This window comes from Bradyrhizobium sp. 134, assembly GCF_023074155.1.
Taxonomy (GTDB): domain Bacteria; phylum Pseudomonadota; class Alphaproteobacteria; order Rhizobiales; family Xanthobacteraceae; genus Bradyrhizobium.
Window position 1 is genome coordinate 451244 of record NZ_JADPKX010000073.1, and the last position, 13825, is coordinate 465068.

The window sequence follows — 13825 nt, forward strand, 5'->3', positions numbered from 1 at the left end:
GTCTAGTGCAGCTTCTCGTCCTGACGCTTGCGCAGCACAGAGGCGGGAACGTCATGGCAGCCGACAAGGCGCACGAATTTCTGCGGATACATTTCGTAACCGTGATCACCGGAATTCTGATGAGACATCGGCTCGCAGTGAACGGGCTGGCCGTGAACGTCGCTTTGCTGTGCGGAAGATAGCTTTGCCGACGCCTTGCCCGGGTTCGAAGCGGTCATGGACTGCTCCCTATCGATTAGGGCAGATCGATTGACGTAACCCAATCGATTTGCGCGGCATCTTACGACCAAATCCGGATGATGTCATTGCGCCGGATCAATGCAATTGTGGCGATGGAGTTCCGCCTACGCCGTGTTGCCCGCGTCGACCGTGAACACGCTACCCGTCACATTGCGACCGCCCTCGCCCAGCAGATATTCCACCATGCGCGCGACGTCGTCGGTCTCCGGCAGGCGCCGCAGCGCGCTGCGGCCGGCGATGCGCTTGCGGCTATCGTCGGAGAGATTGTGCGTCAGCTCGGTGTCGATGAAACCGGGCGCGATCGCGTTCACGGTGATGCCGAGCTTGCCGACCTCGCGCGCGAGCGAACGGGTGAAGCCGGTGGCGGCGGCCTTGGTCGCACCGTAAACCGAGAGGCCGTTATAGCCGGTGGTCGCGATGATCGACGAGATGTTGATGATGCGGCCGGCACCGTCGGCCATCATCTGGCGCGCGACATATTTGGTGAGAATGATCGGCGACAGCACGTTGAGCTGCACCAGCGCCTCGATCTCGGAATTGTGCATGGTCGCGAGCAGGCCTTCGGTGCCGAGGCCGGCATTGTTGACGAGGCCGTAGATCGGGCCGAATTCATCGCGCACGAGTTTGGCATAGGCCGGGATCGCGTCGATCACGGCGAGGTCACAGGCGCGGAAATGCAGGCGCCCTTCCGACCCGGCGATCGCCGCCGTGAGCTCGTCGCTCTCGCGCCGCGCGGCCGCGATCACGTTGTAGCCGGCATCGACAAGCCGCTTGCCGATCGCAAGGCCGATACCGCGGCTACCACCCGTGACGAGAACATTATGCATCGGTGCGCGCCAGTTTGCCGGCCGGGGTGACGTCGAGCGCCTCGACGAAGCGGATCACCGCCGGCACCTTATGGGACGCGAGCTGCGCGCGGCACTGATCCAGGATCTGGGCGCGGATCTCTTTCGCGCGCGCCGGATCGGTGCCGTCGGCGAGGATCACGTCGGCAACGACGATACCGCCGGTGATCGGGCTCTTGCGTGACTTCGCCCGCGACATCCGCACGTCGGGATGACGGTTGATCACCGCCTCGATCTCTTCGGGGTGAACCTTCAGCCCACCGATATTGATGATGCCGCCGCGGCGGCCGACGAAATAGTAGCGGTCGCCACGCAATTCGACGATATCGCCGCTGTCGACAAATCCGTCTACATCGGTGAGCGCAGCCGCGTCGCGGCCGATGTAGGCGTGCGCCGTGCGCGTCGAGCGGATGCGTAGCGAGCCGTCGATGACCTTCATTTCGACGCCGTTGCGGTTGCCGAGATAGTCCGCCGGAAAGCCTTCCAGCCCGTCATTGACGGCAAAGCCGACGCCCGCCTCGGTCGATGCATAGGCATGGCCGACGGAGGAATTCGGGAACGCCGCTTTCAGGCCGTCCAGCACCGCCTGGTCGGCGATCTCGCCGGAGAGGCGGACATAGCGCGGCGCGAACTGCGCGGCCGAGCCGCTCATCAACAGCTTGCGCCAGTGCGAGGGCGTGCCGGAGATGTGGGAGACGCCGCGCGCGTTCAACCGCGTGACGTGATCGCCGAGCGCCTCATGGGGATCGGACAGCACCATCGAGCCGCCGGAGAGGACGGCGCGGAGGAATATCTGCAGGCCGCCATAGCGGCGGATGTCGTAGAACGTCGCCCATACCGGCGCGGGTCCGCGCGCCGGGCCTTCGGCGACGATGGCGCCGGTGAGTGCTTCCAGCGTATGGCCGACGATTTTCGGCACGCCCGACGTGCCCGAAGTGAGCATCAGCCATTCCGTGGCGCGTTCGGTCCTGGCCGGCGTGGTAGCCTGAGGCGGCAGTTGTGCGGTGACGACGAGCCGCACGCCGGTCTCGGCCAAGCAATCGGGCTCGTCGGTGACGACGGCATCGATCCCGGCATCCGCCATCAGCGCATCGAGATGCGCGGGGTTGAGATCGGGCGGGCACAGCAGCATGCGGCGGGCAATACCGTCGAGCTCGATCATGGCAAGGCCCGATCGGAGCTGGTCGGATACTTTCAGCAGCACCGCGCGCCCCGACAGCTCGCCCAAGCGGCCACTCAGGACCGTCTCCGACAGGATATCGGTCAGCGACACGACATCGTGCGCATCCGACAGCGTGCGGCTCGTCAGCTCCGCGCCGAGATGGTCGCGAAGTGCGAAGATCTCACGCGGGGACATTTTCGTAGGCCCGCACGAAATCGCCCACGGTGGCGGGAAACGCTACGTCCTCGGAAATGGTGAAGGGATCGACGCCGGTCTCGTCCTCGAGGCGCGCCACAAGGATGGCGAAGGCGAGCGAGTCGAAGCCCGTCTCGTGCAGCGACAGATCGTCCGAGAGCGCGGGAAGCGCGACGTGCTGCTCCTTGGCGATCTGCTGGATCGCTTCAATGACCTTAGACCGTACCGACATGGCTGGCTCGCTTCTGTTGTCGTTCGTGTTGCGGCGGCTCTTGATGACCGCCTCCCTTGGCCGTTTGTTTACCCGACAGAAGTAAATGGCTTCTTGGACAATTCGGATAAAATTGGACCTATCTCCGAATTTTCGGGCGGCTAAAGCCGGATCGCCCCCTCGTTGATTTGTGTATAGAGCTCCGAATCGAGCGCAACATAGGCGCAGGTCTTCGGGTCCAGCATGAACAGCGGATCGGAGACCGCGCCCGGATCAAATCCCTCGCGCGCGAGCTCGCCCTTTTTCTGCTTGAACGTCTCGGTCGCATCGAGCTCGCGCGAGATGCGTATGAAGACGGGGTGAGCATAGGCCGGCAGGCGCTGAGCGAGATGGGCGGGCAGCGCCTCGACGTCAAAGCCCTCGTTCACCACGACCGCGCTCATGCCGGCGCGGCCATCGGTGCCGGGGATGTTGACCCCGTAGGTGGTGGCATCGATCACGCCGGTGAAATCGCGTACGGCGTCGTTGACCTCCGAGGTCGCGACGTTCTCGCCCTTCCAGCGAAAGGTGTCGCCGATGCGATCGACGAAGTGGAAGAAGCCTTTCTCGTCGAGCCGCATCAGATCGCCGGTGCGGAACCAGGAGTCGCCCTTGGCAAAGACATCGCGCAGGATCTTCTTCTCGGTTTCGCTCGCCTCGGTGTAGCCCTCGAAGCGACCGCCGCCCTCATCCGCCGTGCCGATGCGGCCTATGGCTTCGCCGGCCTCGCCGCGCGCGCAGGGAATACAAAACCCCTCTGCATTGCGCAGCGGCGCGCCGTTATCGGGGTCGAGCTTGACGAGGCCGGCAGGAAAACGATGCGCGAGCAGCGGCGGAACGCGGCCGATTGCGCCGGGCTGGCCCTCGACATTGAACAGCGAGAAATTGCCCTCCGTCGCCGCGTAGAATTCGAGGATGCGCGGAATGGCGAAACGCGCCTGAAAATCATCCCAGATGTCACCGCGCAGGCCGTTGCCGCAGACAAGCCGCAGGCGATGCCGGTTCTCGTATTCCGACGGCGGCGCCTTGAGCAGGTAGCGGCAGAGCTCGCCGATATACTGAAACAACGTGCAGTCGTGGCGCACGACGTCCGGCCAGAAATTCGAGGCTGAGAATTTTTCCGCGATCACGACCGAGCCGCCGGCAGCGAGCATGCTGCATGGCGCGACGATGCCGCCGACCGAGTGGAACAGCGGCAGGCAATCGTAGAGCCGATCCTGCTGCGTCGCGCCGGTGAGGCCGGCGAACCAAAAGCCCCAGTTGAGGATGCGACGGTGGCTGATGCTGGCGGCTTTCGGCAGGCCAGTCGTGCCGGAGGTGTAGATCAGCAGGGCCCGGTCGTCGATAGTGACGTCGCCATGTTCGTCCGGCGAAAGCGGTCCGTCATCGAGGGCGGCAAGCGCGACATCGATCGCACCCTCGCTGCGGGCATCGCCATGGGTCCAGACCTTTGCTTGTGTCTTCAGGTGCGTCGACGCGCCGTCCAGCGCGTCCTTGAGCTCGTGCGCGACGATGATCTGGGCGGGCCTTGCGACACCGATGCAATGCGCGAGCGACCGGCCGACGAGCTTGGTATTGATCAGCGCGACCACGCCGCCGACCCGGCTGATGCCGAGCCAGGCCGCGACATAGTCGATGCCGTTCGGCATGATCAGCGCGACAGTGTCGCCCTTGGCCACACCGGCCGAGCGTGCCCACCGCGCATAGCGATTGATGCGTTTCGAAAGCCCCTCATAGTCGAGGCTCGCGTCATCGGTGGCCAGCGCAATGCGATCGGGCTGGCGCTGCGCCCAATCATCGACGACGTCGGCGAACAGCCTGCCCGGCAACGTCTCGATCCGTGCGGTGAGCTCGATCGCCTTCAGCCAGATTTTCGAAGCCGAAGGTGCGCGCGCGGCTTTCGGTTGCTCGATGACGCCGGTTGTCATGCCGTTCATTCTTTCGGAACGTGTCTGCTGGTGCCCGGCAGCTTAGCTCGCACGCCCTGCCCAGGTGTTAAGAGACAGGGTAAAACCGGGTTAGTGCGCGATTAACTCTAGTCATCCTTTACCAAACCGGATGCGATCGACGTGCGCGCGGCCTGGCAATTCTTGCGACAGCAGAGCCGGGGCGCGCTGCGCGGGAGGCTATGCGGCTCCGGGCAAACGGGTTAGGCTTTTTGACCCTGCATTGTCCGGATTGCGAAAGGGAGACGACCTGTGGCTCTCGACTCGTCTGAGTTTCCTGTCCAGGTCGCGCCGTTCGAGCAGCCGCTGACCCATTTTGCCAGTCGCCTGAAGGACAGGCAGGTCAAGGTGGTCGCGATCGGCTCGTCGAGCACGGCGGGCGAAGGAGGCATCGCTCCCTATCCGCAGCGGCTGCTGGCCGACCTTCGGATACGATTTCCAAATGCCATGATAGAAGTGGTCAACCGGGGCGTTGGCGGCTAAGAGGCCCCTTTGGAGCTGAAGCGGTTCGACCATGACGTCTTCGATCTCAACCCCGATCTCGTCATCTGGCAGGTCGGAACCAATTCAGTGTGGCAATCCACCGATCCGCCCTCGTTCAAGGACACCACGCACGCCATCCGTGAGGGCATTGACCGGCTGCTCGGCGCCAAGCGGATCGACGTGATCCTGATGGACCTGCAATACGTGCCGGCGCTGCTGACACCGGCCAAGGCCGACAAGGCGAACGCAATGGTCGCGGCGATCAGCGAGATCGCGCATGCGAAGGGGATCAACGTCTTTCGTCGCTTCGCACTGATGAAGAGCTGGCACGATGTTGCAGGAATTTCGTTCGACCGCATGGTCGACCCGGACGACGATAGCAGGCTGCACGCAAGCGACTGGACCACGGACAAGATGACCTGGCAGTTGACCGACGCGATCGTCACCGCGGCCAACAAGGCGCCTCACGGCAGCTAGTCCTGCATGCTCCGTCGGATTGATGGCCGAACGGGCGGTGAGCGCTAGCCGCCCCGCTGATGGCGCGAGCGCTGCGGCGGTGCGTTGAACGGATAATACGGATTGAGATCGCAGCTGGCGGAGCGGCCTGAAGCGGTAGCTTGGCACTGCGGCACTGAGGTGAAGGAGCAATCGTACCACTCCCCGCCACCGCCGTTCGCACCGGAATAGACGTGCATGCAGACGGGATAGCGCGGATCGAAGGTCTGCGCATGCGACGGCGCGGCCGTGAGCAGGGCACCGACGGTCATGATCAGGCCGAATAAGCGATGCATAAGAATTTCCCCTGAAAGCCGCATTGCGGATCGCTAGTGCACGTTCTTGTGGCGCCGGCGCGGCGGGGGCGGGGGCGGGGGTTGGTCGAACGCATAGTAGGGATTGACGTCGCAGCTTGCAGAGCGGCCCGAGGCCGTGGCGCGGCACTGCGGCAGCGAGGTGAAGGAGCAATCGAAATAATCGCCGCCGCCCCCGCCGAAGCCGCCGGGCGTATAGACGTGCATGCACACCGGATAACGCGGATCGTAGGTCTGGGCGCTGGCATCTGCCGCAACGAACAGCGTGGCAATCGCAGTGAGGGTCAGGATCGGCAAACGCATGGAAAAGTCCTCGAATCGTTCATGTCGGCGGCCGGGATGCCGGCCGCCTCATATGGCACAACACCACGACAGAGGCGACCGTTCCTGCGTGCGGATGACGGCAAGGTGAGTGCGGTGCACTGCGCCCGCTACCCGCCGAGCCCCTGCAGCACCAGCCGGTTCAGCCTTGCCGCAAACGCCGCAGGGTCCTCCGGCAGCTCGCCGTCCAGGATCTGCGCCTGTTCGAGCAGGAGCAGGCTGAGGTCGTCGACCGCAGAGGAGCCGGCCTGAGCCTTCGTGATCGCCGTGACCAGCGGATGGCGCAGATTGATCTCGAGGATCGGCTTGGTGCGCACGCCACGGTTCTGCTGGGACAGGATGCGCTCGAGCTCGCGGCTCGGGCCCTGGCTGTCGGCAACGAGGCAGGAAGCGGAGCTGGTAAGGCGCGTCGAGGCCTTGACGTCGCTGACGCGCTCGCCGAGCGCGGCCTTGATCACCGCAATGGTGGCGGCCTCGTCGGCGGCCGGCTCGTCCTTTTTCGTCTCGTCCGCCTCGTCGACGCGTGGGATCAGGTCGAGGTTGAGATCGCCCTGGCTCAGCGACTTCAGCGGCTTGCCGTCGAATTCCGATGGCATCGACGTCCAGAAGGCGTCGACGGGATCGGACAGCAGCAGCACTTCGATGCCGCGCGCAGTCGCCGCCTCGAGCCGGGGGTTCGACTTCAGCCGATCGATGCTGTCGCCGACCAGATAATAGATCTCGGTCTGGTTCGGCTTGAAATCGGCGATGACGTCCTTCAGCGAACGCTTCTCGCCCGAGGTCGTGGTGAAACGCGCCAGCGCGAGCAGCTTTTCGCGGCGTTCGAAATCTTCGTAGATGCCTTCCTTCAGCACCGCGCCGAAGGCCTCCCAGATCTTGGCAAAGTTCTCCGGGTCCTTCTCCGCAAGGCTTTCGAGCTCGGACAATACGCGGGTCGCCACAGCCTTGCGGATCTGTGCGAGCTGCGGATTGTTCTGAAGCATCTCGCGGGAGATGTTGAGCGGGAGATCCTCGCTGTCGACGACGCCGCGGATGAAGCGGAGGTAGCCCGGCAGAAGATCGGCATCGTCGGTGATGAAGACGCGGCGGACATAGAGCTTGACGCGCCCCTTGCGGTTCGGCTCGAACAGATCGAACGGCTTGGTCGAGGGCGCGAACAGCAGCACGGCGTAGGAGTAACGCCCCTCCGCGCGATAATGCAGCGTCATCGCGGGATCGTCGAAGGCGGAGGCGATCTGCTGATAGGCCTTCTTGTAGTCTTCCGGCGTGAGCTCGGATTTCGAGCGCTGCCACAGCGCGCTTGCAGAATTGATCTGACGCGATTCGCCCTCTTCAGGCACGAGCTCGATGGGGAAGAGGATGTTGTCGGAATAAGCGCCGACGATACGTTCGATCTCGTAAGCTTCGAGATATTTCTTTGCATCGTCCTTGAGGTGCAGGACGATCTCGGTGCCGCGCTGCACGCGGGCCGCATCCTCCTCGCTGGCACGCGCGATCTCGAAGCCCGACCCGCCTGTGGACGTCCAGGTCCAGACGTCGCTCTCGCCGGCGCGGCGGCTGACCACGACGATCTTGTCGGCGACCATGAAGGCGGAATAGAAGCCGACGCCGAACTGGCCAATCAGGCCGAGACCATCCTTGGCCTCCTTGAGCTTCGACACGAAGGCCTTGGTGCCCGAGCGGGCGATTGTGCCGAGGTGGTCGATCAGCTCCTGCCGCTCCATGCCGATGCCATTGTCAGCGATCGCAAGCGTTCCGGCCGTCTTGTTCGGAATGATCCGGATCTTGGGCGCGTCGCCCTCGCCCAGCAGCGCCGGACTCGCGATCGCCTCATAGCGCAGCTTGTCGCAGGCGTCCGATGCGTTGGAGACGAGCTCGCGCAGGAAGATATCCGTCTCGGAATAGACGGAGTGCACCATCAGGTGCAGAAGCTCGGAAACCTCGGCCTGGAAGGGCTGCGTATGCACAGCCGTGTCTGACGTCGTCATGCGTTTACCCGGTCAATCGAAAGGGAAAGAAACCCGGGATATAACGCGAGGGGGCAGGGGATCAAGTGACGTCAGCAACCGCCCCCCGGGGCGGAGGCCGACGTGTCCGTGGCAAAATGCCGATCAGGTCACACAGCGACCGGGCTGGAGCAGCTTTGCGACCTCGGTCAGGGAGCTGACCATCGGCTCGCAGGCGATGGTCGGCTTTTTGCGGCTCTGCTTCTGGTCCGGGAGCAACACCGGCGGCTTGGCGTTACCGGTCTCGATCACCGCGGGGACCCGCAGCAGCACCGACGTGTCGGCGAGATCGTTCAGCCGCATCGACACGGTACGGGTTGGAACCTCCGCCTGCTTGATATCGGCCAACCGGTCGGCTTTGCTGGAGCGATTCACGTTGTGGCCCGGCTTGTCAGCGACCGCCTGCCAGCGGTCGGCCAGATCATGGCCGGAGGCCAGCTGCACGGCGCCCACCTGAACGGCGCCGAGCGTCGCGGCGAGCGCGACGGCGCCTAAAAATACCTTTTGGATCTGTGACATGGCTGTCGGTCCCTCGCCCCATGGCGATCGCGGGAACAACGCGAGGAGAGGACCGGGAGTTCTCAGTCGTTAAGATCACTTAACCGTGTGCGAAAAAGGCGCGCCCTCGCGAAAAATTCCCACGGAAAATTTCGCAACCGCCTGGAACGACTTTCGCGGACGGGAGTCGTCTCAACAGCCGGCTATTCCCCCCTGCCCCATAAGCCGGCGACGTAGGGCGCGACTGTGGTGATGCCAGTCGCGCCTTACTTTTGTCTGGCGTTCAGTTCGCCTTCGCCGCAAGCCACTCCCGCCCCTCTCCATAGAGCTTCTCGACCTCAGGCCCCGTCAGGCCCGGCATGTCGCGCTTGACCTTGTAGCCGATCAGCTCCTGCATGTAGGCGAGGTGGCGGTAGCCTTCGGGCAGCGCGGCAAGGGCTTTCTGGTCGAGCTGAAGTGTCGCGGCGGGGTCGACCGGGTCGATCCGGTCCTTCTCGTAGATCGGCTGGCGGCGGACGATGCCCCATTTTCCCTGCCGCTTCTCCAGGAAATCGTAGAAGCGCCCGGTGCAGACGACGTCGCAGGGCACGTCGTGCACCGGCGCGCGCTGCGAGATGGTCATCTTGGTCTGCGCGACGGCGCGCGCCCCCTCGAGATCGATACTACAGCCGCCGAGGAAATGCAGGATGCGCACGCCCTTGGCGAACCCCTCCTGGCTGACCCGCATGAAATCCCGCGCCGGCCCCTGAAACCAAGTGGCGGACATCCAGCCTTCTTCGTGCCAGACCGTGGCAAAGCGCTCCCAATCGCCGGCGTCGCGCCACACCGCCCAGTTCTCGACGAGGTCGCGGATGGCGAGGCGGTCGAGGAGTTGCTGGTCCATGAACACGTCTCCGATGGTACAGCGGCTGCAACGCGGCCGCTGCAGGAGGTATGAGCGGCGAATTCGATGGCCGTCAAGCGTGGCAACCTGGTCAATAAAAATCCGGCGCACCTTGCGGCACGCCGGATCAGATTTCGTCAAATGCCGGGCGCTGGCGCCTTCCTTACGCCGCCGGCACCTTCGGCGCGCGGTTGCGGGAGTTGCGCTGGAAGAACAGAGCCTGGCTCGCCACCGCCGACACCATCGCCGGCTGGAACGGTTTTGAGATCAGGAACGCCGGCTCGGGGCGCTCTCCGGTAAGGAAGCGTTCCGGATACGCGGTGATGAACACCACCGGCACCTCGAAGGTGCGGAGCAGCTCGTTGACGGCGTCGAGGCCCGACGAGCCGTCGGCGAGCTGGATGTCGGCCAGGATCAAGCCGGGCCGCCTGTTCTTTGCCAAGGCGACCGCATCGGCGTGGGTACGCGCGACGCCGACGACATTGTGGCCGAGATTCTTCACCAGGCTTTCGAGGTCCATGGCGATGAAGGTCTCATCCTCGATGATCAGCACGTCGGTGGCGATCTCGGCGGCCATCTCACGGCCTGCGGCATCCGCGAGCCGGCGCGTCTCGCCGACGTCGGTGCCAAGAATGTAGCCGACCTCTTCCTCCGAAAATCCCTCGAGCGAGAGCAGCAGGAAGGCTTGCCGCGGCAACGGCGTGATGTTCGAGAGCCGCCGCTCCGGCGGCATCGGCAGGTTCGTCACCTCGGAATCGTCGTTGACGGAAACGGAATTCCAGATCTGGGTGAACAGCCGGAACAGGCCGGCGCGCGGCCCGTGGCTCTCGTCGAGCACCGACGGATCTCCCAGCATGGCTTCCAACATGGCTGCGACATAGGCGTCACCGGAGGACTGGCTGCCCGTCAGGGCGCGTGCGTACCGGCGCAACAACGGCAAGTGTTCAGCAACAAGCTGTGAACGGGACATCCCCACTCCATATCATCATCGGGCCGACCTTGACGTGCAGGCGTTAGGCGGGGGGCCCGGGTTCCCCTGCTGGGCTGATTACGCCTCAGCCTGAGAAAAGTTCCGCATGGGGGCGGAACTTTTTCTCGCAGCTCGCATTGAGCCTATCCAGGGAACGGCTCCCGGTTGAGAGAACTTCTCGATTTTACAGTTACTTAACTCGGGGAAACGTGGAACAGGTCATGAAAGATCTCAAGTCTCAAGCCAGCAAAAGCACGACCCCCGGCAAGGGAGGGCTCACTCCGGAGATACAGTCCCGGATCGGGCACCAGTTGCGCGCCATGTACGACGACGTGGTGCGGCAGGGGGTTCCGGACCGGTTCGCGGAACTGATCAAGAAACTTGATGCGCCGGGAGCGGCACCCCAAGTGGAAAATGGTGGCGGCTCTAACGACAACAATGGGAGGGATTGATGCCTCTCACGGACTCCCTGCGTAACGACATCCTGGCGGCCGTGCCCAGTCTGCGCGCGTTCGCCATCTCGCTCAGCGGCAATGCCGATCGCGCCGACGATCTGGTCCAGGAGACGCTGTTGCGCGCGCTCGCCAACATCGACTCGTTCCAGCCCGGCTCCAATCTGCCGGCGTGGCTGTTCACGATCCTGCGCAACCTGTTCCGCTCCGACTATCGCAAGCGGCGGCGGGAAGTCGAGGATGCCGAAGGCAACTATGCCAAGACGCTGAAGACGCAGCCCTCGCAGAACGCCCATCTCGAGTTCGAGGAATTCCGCACGGCGCTCGACAAGCTTCCGCAGGACCAGCGTGAAGCGCTGATCCTCGTCGGCGCCTCCGGCTTCTCCTACGAGGATGCGGCTTCGATCTGCGGCTGCGCAGTCGGCACGATCAAGAGCCGCGTCAACCGTGCGCGCTCCAAGCTCGCGGCGCTGCTCTATGTCGACGGCGCCGAGGATTTCGGGCCCGACGAGACCATTCGCGCCGTCATCGGCGGCAGCGGCGGCTGACCGCCGGCGTCAATCGGACCGTGACCGAGATGAAGGCGGCCGCTTCCGCGGCCGCCTTCGCATGTCTGAAGTGATCATGTCTGAAGCGTGAAACTTGATGCGTGCCTGCGTCGCCTCGATCACTCGTCCACGAAGGTCACGGTCTCGGCCACGCTCGCACGCGACGTGCGGTAGCTGTTGACCTTGTGGGCGTGGTCCGCATAGCCGAACGAGATACCGCAAACGATGCGGCGATCATCAGGCAGATTGAAATGGCGGCGGATCAGGCCGGAGTGGCGCGCGAGCGCCGCCTGCGGAATCGTGCCGAGCCCGAGCGCCTGCGCGGCCAGCATGAAGTTCGAGACATAGGCGCCGCAATCGATCGCACCGTAGATGCCGAGCGGCTCGTCGGTGTGGATGATGGCCACATGCGGCGCGCCGAAGAAATTGTAGTTCTCCAGCGCCTGCTTGGCATAGGCCATCTTGTCTCCGCGCGCGATGCCGAGCGTGTTGTAGAGCTGAAAACCGCTCTCGCGACGGCGATCGAGATAGGCGCCGAGATATTCGCGCGGCGGCGGGAAATCATAGTCGTCCCCGAGACCGCCCGAAGCCTCCTTGTAGATCAGCTTGCGGAAACGCTCCTTGGCCTCGCCGCTGGCGATGACGACCTGCCAGGGCTGGCTGTTGCACCAGGACGCCGTGCGCTGCGCGGTCGTCAGCAAATGTTCGATCGTCGCGCGATCGACCTCCTTGGCCAGGAAGGCTCGTACCGAGTAGCGCTCGTTGAGTAGCTCTTCGAGTACGCCGATGCGGTCGTTTTGCTTTACTTGTGCGTCCATGGATCAACTCGCGCCTTCTCTTCGTAAGGTGGGCAAAGGCGCATAGCGCCGTGCCCACCGACAGATTTACCTCGGCGCATCTAAATATGGTTGGCACGCTTCGCTTTGCCCACCCTACGAGATACAGCGAGAGACTAGATCACCGTCCCTTGGTCGGGATCTTGTTGTACGGCACGTCCTTGTCGACGCGGATGTCGCCCGGCAGTCCCAGCACGCGCTCGGCGATGATGTTGCGCAAAATCTCGTCTGTGCCGCCCGCGATGCGCATCGAGGGCGAGGACAGCAGCATCTGCTGAAACTGGCCCTGAACGGTTTCCTCGTCGCTGCCTGTGAGAACGCCGGCCGCGCCCTGGAGGTCCATGGCGTAGGTTGCGATGTCCTGCAGCATCATGCCGGACACGAGCTTGCCGATCGAATTCTCCGGCCCCGGCCGTTCACCCTTGGACAGCGCCGAGATCGCCCGGTAGCTGGTGTATTTCAGCCCGCTCGACTTCACCGCCCAGCTCGCGAGTTTTGAGCGCACGGCGGGATCGTCGATGGCGAGGCCATCCTCCAGCATCAGATTGGAGCAGAACTCGAACATCTCGGGGACGCCGGTCGCAAGCCGCGAGCCGATCGACATCCGCTCGTTCATCAACGTGGTCAGCGACACGCTCCAGCCCTCGCCGACGGCACCGAGGCGCTGGCTGTCGGGAATGACGACGTCGGTGAAATAGACCTCGTTGAACTCCTGCATGCCGTTGGCCTGCTTGATCGGACGCACCTCGACGCCGGGGCTCTTCATGTCCAGGAAGAACATGGTGAGTCCCTTGTGCTTCGGCACATTGGGATCGGTGCGCGCGATCAAAAGACCGTAGTCGGAATAGTGCGCGCCAGAGGTCCAGATCTTCTGGCCGTTGACGACCCAATTGTCGCCCTTCTTCTCCGCGCGCGTGCGCAAGCCCGCGACGTCAGAGCCCGCCGACGGCTCGGAGAACAGCTGGCACCAAATCTCCTCGCCCGCGGCCAGCTTCGGCAAATGGCGCCGCTTGGCGTCCTCGCTGCCAAAAGCCATCACGGTCGGGCCGCACATGCCCTCGCCGATCTGGAACGGCTGCGTCAGCTTGCCATAGACGCCCTCCTCCTGCTGCCAGATCACCCGCTCGATCGGCGTCGCACCCCGGCCGCCATATTCCTTGGGCCAATGCAGGCAGGCCCAGTTGCCTTCGGCCTTCTTCTTCTGCCAGGCCTTGCCGACATCGACGATGTCGTGGTTGGCGAGCCGGATGCGGCCGAGCGAGGATTTTGACAGCTCGGCCAAAAACTCCTTCGGCGCGTTGGCCTCGACCCATTTGCGCGCGGTCTCGCGGAATGCGGCTTCCTGCGGGGTGTCGTCGAAATTCATGGCGGACCTCTTCGT

17 protein-coding genes are annotated in these 13825 nt (G+C 63.9%); 4 read left to right on the forward strand and 13 right to left on the reverse strand.

The window, feature by feature from the left end; genetic code table 11:
* Positions 1 to 2: 2 nt before the first annotated feature.
* The 5 genes from IVA75_RS30105 to IVA75_RS30125 form a co-directional block, all read right to left on the reverse strand.
* Entirely contained in the window at positions 3 to 218 is a 216-nt protein-coding gene (locus IVA75_RS30105) for a hypothetical protein (protein ID WP_247290104.1), read from the reverse strand.
* A 126-nt stretch (positions 219 to 344) separates the two neighbouring features.
* On the reverse strand, positions 345 to 1067 hold the full coding sequence (locus IVA75_RS30110) for an SDR family NAD(P)-dependent oxidoreductase (protein ID WP_027565563.1): 723 nt from the start codon (positions 1065 to 1067) through the stop codon (positions 345 to 347).
* Positions 1060 to 2442, reverse strand: a complete 1383-nt coding sequence (locus IVA75_RS30115) for a fatty acid--CoA ligase family protein (protein WP_247290106.1) — start codon at positions 2440 to 2442, stop codon at positions 1060 to 1062. The genes IVA75_RS30110 and IVA75_RS30115 overlap by 8 nt, the downstream gene beginning before the upstream one ends.
* Positions 2429 to 2674: an acyl carrier protein gene (locus tag IVA75_RS30120; RefSeq protein WP_195800744.1), complete on the reverse strand. Its 246-nt coding sequence runs from the start codon at positions 2672 to 2674 to the stop codon at positions 2429 to 2431. Before IVA75_RS30120 ends, IVA75_RS30115 begins: the two co-directional genes overlap by 14 nt.
* 140 nt (positions 2675 to 2814) lie before the next feature.
* Positions 2815 to 4629, reverse strand: coding sequence for a long-chain-acyl-CoA synthetase (locus IVA75_RS30125; protein WP_247290108.1), 1815 nt, complete (start codon positions 4627 to 4629; stop codon positions 2815 to 2817).
* 261 nt (positions 4630 to 4890) lie between these two features.
* On the opposite strand from IVA75_RS30125, the gene IVA75_RS30130 reads away from it, so the two are divergent.
* On the forward strand, positions 4891 to 5121 hold the full coding sequence (locus IVA75_RS30130; protein ID WP_247290110.1) for a hypothetical protein: 231 nt from the start codon (positions 4891 to 4893) through the stop codon (positions 5119 to 5121).
* A 9-nt stretch (positions 5122 to 5130) separates the two neighbouring features.
* The gene (locus tag IVA75_RS30135; protein WP_247290112.1) at positions 5131 to 5598 is read left to right on the forward strand and encodes an SGNH/GDSL hydrolase family protein; all 468 of its coding nucleotides are present in this window, start codon (positions 5131 to 5133) and stop codon (positions 5596 to 5598) included.
* 44 nt (positions 5599 to 5642) lie between these two features.
* On the opposite strand, the gene IVA75_RS30140 is transcribed toward IVA75_RS30135, so the two are convergent.
* From IVA75_RS30140 to IVA75_RS30165, 6 genes are all read right to left on the reverse strand, one after another.
* A complete protein-coding gene (locus IVA75_RS30140) occupies positions 5643 to 5912 on the reverse strand; it encodes a DUF3551 domain-containing protein (RefSeq protein ID WP_247290115.1) in 270 nt (89 codons plus the stop codon).
* A 33-nt stretch (positions 5913 to 5945) separates the two neighbouring features.
* Positions 5946 to 6233 (reverse strand): DUF3551 domain-containing protein, encoded by a 288-nt coding sequence (locus tag IVA75_RS30145; RefSeq protein WP_247290117.1) that lies wholly within the window; start codon positions 6231 to 6233, stop codon positions 5946 to 5948.
* A 128-nt stretch (positions 6234 to 6361) separates the two neighbouring features.
* Positions 6362 to 8239, reverse strand: a complete 1878-nt coding sequence (gene htpG / locus IVA75_RS30150) for a molecular chaperone HtpG (protein ID WP_247290119.1) — start codon at positions 8237 to 8239, stop codon at positions 6362 to 6364.
* Positions 8240 to 8362: 123 nt separating this feature from the next.
* Positions 8363 to 8776, reverse strand: coding sequence for a hypothetical protein (locus IVA75_RS30155; RefSeq protein WP_027514096.1), 414 nt, complete (start codon positions 8774 to 8776; stop codon positions 8363 to 8365).
* A gap of 262 nt (positions 8777 to 9038) precedes the next feature.
* Positions 9039 to 9638, reverse strand: a complete 600-nt coding sequence (locus IVA75_RS30160) for a nuclear transport factor 2 family protein (RefSeq protein ID WP_247290121.1) — start codon at positions 9636 to 9638, stop codon at positions 9039 to 9041.
* Between the two features lie 163 nt (positions 9639 to 9801).
* A complete protein-coding gene (locus IVA75_RS30165) occupies positions 9802 to 10608 on the reverse strand; it encodes a response regulator (RefSeq protein ID WP_027565571.1) in 807 nt (268 codons plus the stop codon).
* Between the two features lie 221 nt (positions 10609 to 10829).
* Here IVA75_RS30165 and IVA75_RS30170 point away from each other — a divergent pair, with 221 nt between their 5' ends.
* Together IVA75_RS30170 and IVA75_RS30175 are read left to right on the forward strand one after the other, a co-directional pair.
* On the forward strand, positions 10830 to 11060 hold the full coding sequence (locus tag IVA75_RS30170) for a NepR family anti-sigma factor (protein WP_027565572.1): 231 nt from the start codon (positions 10830 to 10832) through the stop codon (positions 11058 to 11060).
* On the forward strand, positions 11060 to 11608 hold the full coding sequence (locus tag IVA75_RS30175) for a sigma-70 family RNA polymerase sigma factor (RefSeq protein ID WP_007597240.1): 549 nt from the start codon (positions 11060 to 11062) through the stop codon (positions 11606 to 11608). Before IVA75_RS30170 ends, IVA75_RS30175 begins: the two co-directional genes overlap by 1 nt.
* A gap of 119 nt (positions 11609 to 11727) precedes the next feature.
* On the opposite strand, the gene IVA75_RS30180 is transcribed toward IVA75_RS30175, so the two are convergent.
* Both IVA75_RS30180 and IVA75_RS30185 read right to left on the reverse strand, forming a co-directional pair.
* Positions 11728 to 12426: a nitroreductase gene (locus IVA75_RS30180; RefSeq protein ID WP_247290123.1), complete on the reverse strand. Its 699-nt coding sequence runs from the start codon at positions 12424 to 12426 to the stop codon at positions 11728 to 11730.
* A gap of 139 nt (positions 12427 to 12565) precedes the next feature.
* Positions 12566 to 13810 (reverse strand): acyl-CoA dehydrogenase, encoded by a 1245-nt coding sequence (locus tag IVA75_RS30185; protein WP_247290126.1) that lies wholly within the window; start codon positions 13808 to 13810, stop codon positions 12566 to 12568.
* Between the last annotated feature and the right edge of the window lie 15 nt (positions 13811 to 13825).

What these genes read in the sequence shown, in the direction of transcription:
- IVA75_RS30155 (WP_027514096.1), bottom strand. Translation starts at nt 8,776, where the DNA reads ATGTCACAGATCCAAAAGGTATTTTTAGGCGCCGTCGCGCTCGCCGCG.
- htpG (WP_247290119.1), bottom strand. Translation starts at nt 8,239, where the DNA reads ATGACGACGTCAGACACGGCTGTGCATACGCAGCCCTTCCAGGCCGAG.
- IVA75_RS30125 (WP_247290108.1), bottom strand. Translation starts at nt 4,629, where the DNA reads ATGAACGGCATGACAACCGGCGTCATCGAGCAACCGAAAGCCGCGCGC.
- IVA75_RS30145 (WP_247290117.1), bottom strand. Translation starts at nt 6,233, where the DNA reads ATGCGTTTGCCGATCCTGACCCTCACTGCGATTGCCACGCTGTTCGTT.
- IVA75_RS30140 (WP_247290115.1), bottom strand. Translation starts at nt 5,912, where the DNA reads ATGCATCGCTTATTCGGCCTGATCATGACCGTCGGTGCCCTGCTCACG.
- IVA75_RS30110 (WP_027565563.1), bottom strand. Translation starts at nt 1,067, where the DNA reads ATGCATAATGTTCTCGTCACGGGTGGTAGCCGCGGTATCGGCCTTGCG.
- IVA75_RS30165 (WP_027565571.1), bottom strand. Translation starts at nt 10,608, where the DNA reads ATGTCCCGTTCACAGCTTGTTGCTGAACACTTGCCGTTGTTGCGCCGG.
- IVA75_RS30160 (WP_247290121.1), bottom strand. Translation starts at nt 9,638, where the DNA reads ATGGACCAGCAACTCCTCGACCGCCTCGCCATCCGCGACCTCGTCGAG.
- IVA75_RS30170 (WP_027565572.1), top strand. Translation starts at nt 10,830, where the DNA reads ATGAAAGATCTCAAGTCTCAAGCCAGCAAAAGCACGACCCCCGGCAAG.
- IVA75_RS30115 (WP_247290106.1), bottom strand. Translation starts at nt 2,442, where the DNA reads ATGTCCCCGCGTGAGATCTTCGCACTTCGCGACCATCTCGGCGCGGAG.
- IVA75_RS30185 (WP_247290126.1), bottom strand. Translation starts at nt 13,810, where the DNA reads ATGAATTTCGACGACACCCCGCAGGAAGCCGCATTCCGCGAGACCGCG.
- IVA75_RS30180 (WP_247290123.1), bottom strand. Translation starts at nt 12,426, where the DNA reads ATGGACGCACAAGTAAAGCAAAACGACCGCATCGGCGTACTCGAAGAG.
- IVA75_RS30175 (WP_007597240.1), top strand. Translation starts at nt 11,060, where the DNA reads ATGCCTCTCACGGACTCCCTGCGTAACGACATCCTGGCGGCCGTGCCC.
- IVA75_RS30105 (WP_247290104.1), bottom strand. Translation starts at nt 218, where the DNA reads ATGACCGCTTCGAACCCGGGCAAGGCGTCGGCAAAGCTATCTTCCGCA.
- IVA75_RS30120 (WP_195800744.1), bottom strand. Translation starts at nt 2,674, where the DNA reads ATGTCGGTACGGTCTAAGGTCATTGAAGCGATCCAGCAGATCGCCAAG.